General features: G+C 68.2%; 8 protein-coding genes. All 8 read right to left on the reverse strand.

All coding sequences use genetic code 11. The features are described from left to right. Positions 1 to 183: 183 nt before the first annotated feature. On the reverse strand, positions 184 to 630 hold the full coding sequence (locus tag SFU54_RS10440; protein WP_319016212.1) for a hypothetical protein: 447 nt from the start codon (positions 628 to 630) through the stop codon (positions 184 to 186). 348 nt (positions 631 to 978) lie between these two features. Further along, the gene (locus SFU54_RS10445) at positions 979 to 1,386 is read right to left on the reverse strand and encodes a PIN domain nuclease (protein ID WP_319016213.1); all 408 of its coding nucleotides are present in this window, start codon (positions 1,384 to 1,386) and stop codon (positions 979 to 981) included. After that, entirely contained in the window at positions 1,377 to 1,607 is a 231-nt protein-coding gene (locus tag SFU54_RS10450; protein WP_319016214.1) for a hypothetical protein, read from the reverse strand. Before SFU54_RS10450 ends, SFU54_RS10445 begins: the two co-directional genes overlap by 10 nt. Before the next feature lie 59 nt (positions 1,608 to 1,666). Further along, positions 1,667 to 2,602 (reverse strand): lysylphosphatidylglycerol synthase transmembrane domain-containing protein, encoded by a 936-nt coding sequence (locus SFU54_RS10455; protein WP_319016215.1) that lies wholly within the window; start codon positions 2,600 to 2,602, stop codon positions 1,667 to 1,669. Then, the gene (locus SFU54_RS10460) at positions 2,584 to 3,327 is read right to left on the reverse strand and encodes a CDP-alcohol phosphatidyltransferase family protein (protein WP_319016216.1); all 744 of its coding nucleotides are present in this window, start codon (positions 3,325 to 3,327) and stop codon (positions 2,584 to 2,586) included. Before SFU54_RS10460 ends, SFU54_RS10455 begins: the two co-directional genes overlap by 19 nt. Positions 3,328 to 3,329: 2 nt before the next feature. Further along, on the reverse strand, positions 3,330 to 3,884 hold the full coding sequence (gene msrA, locus SFU54_RS10465; protein WP_319016217.1) for a peptide-methionine (S)-S-oxide reductase MsrA: 555 nt from the start codon (positions 3,882 to 3,884) through the stop codon (positions 3,330 to 3,332). After that, positions 3,881 to 4,336: a peptide-methionine (R)-S-oxide reductase MsrB gene (gene msrB, locus SFU54_RS10470; RefSeq protein ID WP_319016218.1), complete on the reverse strand. Its 456-nt coding sequence runs from the start codon at positions 4,334 to 4,336 to the stop codon at positions 3,881 to 3,883. Before msrB ends, msrA begins: the two co-directional genes overlap by 4 nt. 102 nt (positions 4,337 to 4,438) lie before the next feature. Then, on the reverse strand, positions 4,439 to 4,730 hold a 292-nt coding region (locus tag SFU54_RS10475; RefSeq protein WP_319016219.1), incomplete at its 5' end, for an EamA family transporter.

Consider the following 4,730-nt stretch of genomic DNA (forward strand, 5'->3'; position numbering starts at 1 on the left):
AGCAACGGCACCCCGCTCGTCGAGCACGTGCTCGGCATCCCGGCCACGTCACGCGGACTGCCGACGCTCGTGCGGTTGATCGAGAAGCTCGACGCGGGGCGGCTCGCCTGACGGGGGAGCAGCTCGCACCTGGCGCGTCCGATCTCGCCGAGGCTTACACGCTCCACGGGGGAGATCGTCGATCTAGTCGATCTTTTGGATCATCAGCGATGCATTGACGGTGGGCTCGGTCTCTGTGGCGAAGGTGGGGCGCGGCACGGACGTGGCGTCAGAGATGTTGCGCAAGCCAAGAAGGTCGCCGGCCTGGAGATTAAGAATCGACATGCCGTTCGTCTGCGCGCCCGAGTTTGAGGCCGAGACCGAGAACAGCCAGACCGAACCGTCGATGGTGACGCCGAACTGACTCCGGTCGGTTGTGGTCACGGAGTACCACACCGCGTAGGTTCCCGACGTGGCGACGCTAATCTCGAGACCCGAATTGACGAGGGCGAAGTTCCCACTGCCCCCGATCGGCCCGATCAAGTCAACATTGGTGTCAGGCAGCAAGGTTTGCTCGGCAAAGCTGACGAAGTAGGCGTATTCCGACACGGCGTCGGCACCGGGAGGGCCGGGAGGGCCAGAAGGGCCCATGGGTCCGGGATTGCCCGTGGCACCTTGAGGCCCGGTCGCCCCCGCTGGTCCGGTGGGGCCCACTGGTCCCGTCGCGCCACGCGGGCCCGCAGCACCGGGAGAGCCCGGCGCGCCGTCAGCGCCATCGGCCCCTGGGGTGCCCGGTTCGCCTTGTGCTCCAGCCGGCCCGGCTGGGCCTTCCGCACCCTGAGGACCCGGCACACAGCCGGCGAGACCGAAAAGTGACGCGGCAAGCGCGAGCGAGAGGGTGACTTTGAGCGGCGACACGGAGGCTCCCTGGTCGGCGAATCGGGTGCGCTTAACGTATCAGTGAGCGGTATTCGGCGTTAGGTCGGGCGGGGTCTCGCGTCAGGTGAGGCGCTCGACTCGCTGACCGGTGACCTCGGCGATGAGCTCGAAGTCTTTGTCGACCGCCAGCACGGTGCAGCCGGTCAGTTCGGCCGTCGCCGCGATGAGCAGGTCGGGGATCGACGGGGCACGGTGTTGGCCGCGATCGCCCAATAGTTGTTGCACCTCGAGAGCGCGGCGCTCGATGCCCGGCGTCAGGTGCTCGACGGGCATGAGCGAGAGTGGGGGAGATGCGAACTCGAGTCGTGACTGCTCGGCCGAGCGCATCGAGTAACCGATCTCGAGCTGCGTGATGGCCGTGATGCGCACGAGGCCACGCGCAATGCGCGTCAGCCACTCGTCGACATCGGGGCTATCGGCGAGGCGCGCGTAGGCCGACTTATCGATGATCCACGGGGTTACCGCCACGCAGCGCTCATCACGTCGGGGTCGTCGAGGTCGCGAACGGCACGGGATGCGCGGCGGAGGTCGTCGACGGAGATCTCGGCGGGCGACTCGCGCGGCACCCCGGCGAGCACGTCGAGTTGGCGGCGCAAGTACTCGTTGCGCGAGAGCCCGAGCGTCGAGGCCTGCTCTTCGATGCGGGCGACGGATTCGTCACTGAGCCCGCGAATGAGAATGTCGGTCATCGCGCTCGCTTCCTCGTGCTTGGTCGTCTCAATGATATCGCGATATCGCCTTCTGCGAGCTACGTCGCGCGCGGTCGGCTCCACACCACGAGCAACCCCGGCAGCACCGCCACGAGCCCCATGAGCCCGAACACGACGCTCGCCGCCAGACTCGCGCTCGCGGTCGCCCCCGCGAGGGGCAGCAGTGCGGCAGCGGCGCCCTCGCGCAGGCCCCAGCCGCTGATCGTGATCGGCACGAGCATCGTGAGCAGAATCAGCGGCACGAGCGTCACGACCGCGGCGAACGAGAGGCTCAGGCCCACCGCGGCTGCCGACGCCCAAAACGCGATGAGGATGCACGCTGTGGTCCCCGCGCTGAGGGCCAGTTGCGCCAGAACGACTCGGCGACCCACGAGAGCAATCGCCGCCGTGCGCGACAACTCGGCCATGCGCGGGCCGACGCGCCCGGGCAGCCAGCGGGCAGCGAGCAACACTCCGACCACGGCGAGCGAGACGAGGGTGATCGTCGCGGCGAGGCCGAGCATCCACGCGGGCCATTCGAGGCCGCCGGGTGCGAGGGCCGTCACGGTCACGGCGATCGTCATGGTCGCGAGCAAGGCCACTTGGCCCGCGAAGCGCTCGACCATGACGGCTTGCGCGGCCACGGTGAGGCCCGCCTGTTCGCGGCTGCGCACGGCGCGGCCCGCGTCGCCGACGACTCCGCCGGGCACGGTGGAGTTGACGAGTTGGGCGAGGTAGTACTCGCGCAGCGCGTGCCAGCGACCGAGCGGCAGGCCGAGCGCGCCCGCGGTGAGACGCCATCGCTCGGCGGCGAACACGGTGTGCAGCGTGAGCGCGACGAGGGCCACGGCGAGCCACCACGGGTTCACGCCCAGCAGCACCGCGACGGCGTCGCGGCCGTCGGCGACCTGCCAGAGCAGCACGAGCAGGCCGATCGTGACGAGAGCTTGCGCGCCGACGATGAGCGCGCGCCGCCCTATGCTCGGCGTCGCCACAGCCACACGATGTCGCGCCCGAACGACCACGCGAGCGCGCCGAGCACGCCGAGGGTGAGGGCAATGGCGAGCGGGTGCGGCAGGCCCGGAAGCTGCAGCACGATGAGCGTGATCATCTGAATCACGTCGACGACCTTGCCGCTGTACCTCGGCGGCAGAGGGTCGTGCAGCCACGGCCAGATGACGCCGGCCACGCCGAACAGATAGCGCGGAAGGCCGAGCAGTAGCACGATCCACGGCGCGCCACCCACGACAACAGCGAGCGCGGCGAGCACGAGCGCGAAGACCGAGTCGACCTCCATATCGAAGCTTCCGCCGACCGCCGACGAGAGCCCCTGCCGCCGCGCGAGCCAGCCGTCGACACCATCAAGGCTCAGCGAGATCGTCGCGACCGCGATGATCGCGACGGGCGCGGGGGAGACCCCGACGAGCGGAATCACGAGCGTCGACACGAGCGTCAACCGCAGCAGCGTGACGGCATTGGCATAGCCCAGCCGCGCGTGCGGGTGCAGCCGATGCAATCGCCACGCGGCGACGGATGCTCCCACCGCGAACACCGCCACCCCCACCCCAACCGCCGCACCCCCGGCGCTCGCGAACAGCCAGCCCCCGAGCCCGGCGACCACCCCGAGCCCGACCACCGCCAGCACGGCAAGGCGCCGCACGGGCGGATCAGTCGGGCGCAGCGGAAAGATGCGCCGGGCCGTGGGGGAGGCGGCGGTCATGCCTAGCCTGCGGCTACCTCATCGCGCTTCGGCAACACCCATCCCGCGCGGGGAAAGTGGCAGGTGTAGCCATTGGGGTATTTCACGAGGTAGTCCTGGTGCTCTTCTTCGGCGTGCCAGAACGGCGCCTCGGGCTCGATCGTCGTCACGGCAGCGCCGGGCCAGAGGCCCGATGCGTCGACGTCGGCGATCGTCTCGCGCGCGACGGCCTCTTGCTCGGGGCTCAGGGGAAAGATTGCCGAGCGGTAGCTCGAGCCGATGTCGTTGCCCTGCCGGTTGAGCGTCGTGGGGTCGTGAATCTGAAAGAAGAAAGCGAGCACGTCGCGGTAGCTCGTGACCGTCGGGTCGAAAACAATCTCGACCGCTTCGGCGTGGCCCGGGTGGTTGCGGTAGGTCGCGTGTGTGTTCGAACCACCCGTGTAACCCACGCGCGTGCTGATGATGCCGGGCTGGCGGCGAATGAGATCTTGCATGCCCCAGAAGCAACCGCCGGCAAGAACTGCGGTTTCGGTGCCCGGGGTGCGCGTGATGGCGCCGGTGTCAACAGAGTCGGTCATGATGCGTCCTTCGTGAAGAGTGAGAGGTAGTCGCCGTACCCTTCGGCCTCGAGCTGGTCGACGGGGATGAATCGCAGCGCGGCTGAGTTCATGCAGTATCTCAGGCCACCGCGATCGCGCGGGCCGTCGTCGAAAACATGGCCGAGGTGGCTATCGGCCCCGGATGACCGCACTTCGGTGCGCGTCATGAACAACATGCGGTCGGTCTTGGTCGTGACGGCCGCGGGGTCGATGGGTTTCGTAAAGCTGGGCCATCCCGTGCCGCTGTCATATTTGTCGGTCGACGAAAACAGGGGCTGCCCCGAAACGATGTCGACGTAGAGGCCGGGGGCCTTGTTGTCGAAATACTCGTTGCGAAACGGCGGCTCGGTGCCGTCGTTCTGCGTGACACTGCGTTGCAGCGGCGTGAGGCGCGCAATGGCCTCGGGGGTCGCGCGATAGTCGGTGGTCATGGGTCCTCCTCAAGCGACGGCGCTGGATGCGGCGTCACCTAGTGGAACAGCCGTGCGTGCGAATCGGTTCCCCTGAGGCTGAAAGCCGGCTGGGAGTTCGAGCTAGACCGCGGGCGTTGGCTGCGTCTCGGTCGAGGGTTCGACCGCGGACTGCGCCTTCTTGTCGGGCAACGTCACAAGCCAACAGCCAATGAGAATGAGCGCGAAACCCAGGCCCGTGTAGATGGTCACGGCTTCACCGAGCACGAGCGCTCCCGCGACCACGGCAACCGCGGGGTTGACGTAGGTGATCGCCGTCATGCGCACGGGGCCGATTTCGGCGATGAGCGCGAACATCAGCAAGAAGGCCACGGCGCTGCAGACGATCGCGAGCACAAACACCGAGGTGATGACG

It is taken from the genome of Microcella sp., assembly GCF_033763155.1.
Classification (GTDB): domain Bacteria; phylum Actinomycetota; class Actinomycetes; order Actinomycetales; family Microbacteriaceae; genus Microcella.

What these genes read in the sequence shown, in the direction of transcription:
- SFU54_RS10440 (WP_319016212.1), bottom strand. Translation starts at nt 630, where the DNA reads ATGGGCCCTTCTGGCCCTCCCGGCCCTCCCGGTGCCGACGCCGTGTCG.
- SFU54_RS10450 (WP_319016214.1), bottom strand. Translation starts at nt 1,607, where the DNA reads ATGACCGACATTCTCATTCGCGGGCTCAGTGACGAATCCGTCGCCCGC.
- SFU54_RS10460 (WP_319016216.1), bottom strand. Translation starts at nt 3,327, where the DNA reads ATGACCGCCGCCTCCCCCACGGCCCGGCGCATCTTTCCGCTGCGCCCG.
- msrA (WP_319016217.1), bottom strand. Translation starts at nt 3,884, where the DNA reads ATGACCGACTCTGTTGACACCGGCGCCATCACGCGCACCCCGGGCACC.
- msrB (WP_319016218.1), bottom strand. Translation starts at nt 4,336, where the DNA reads ATGACCACCGACTATCGCGCGACCCCCGAGGCCATTGCGCGCCTCACG.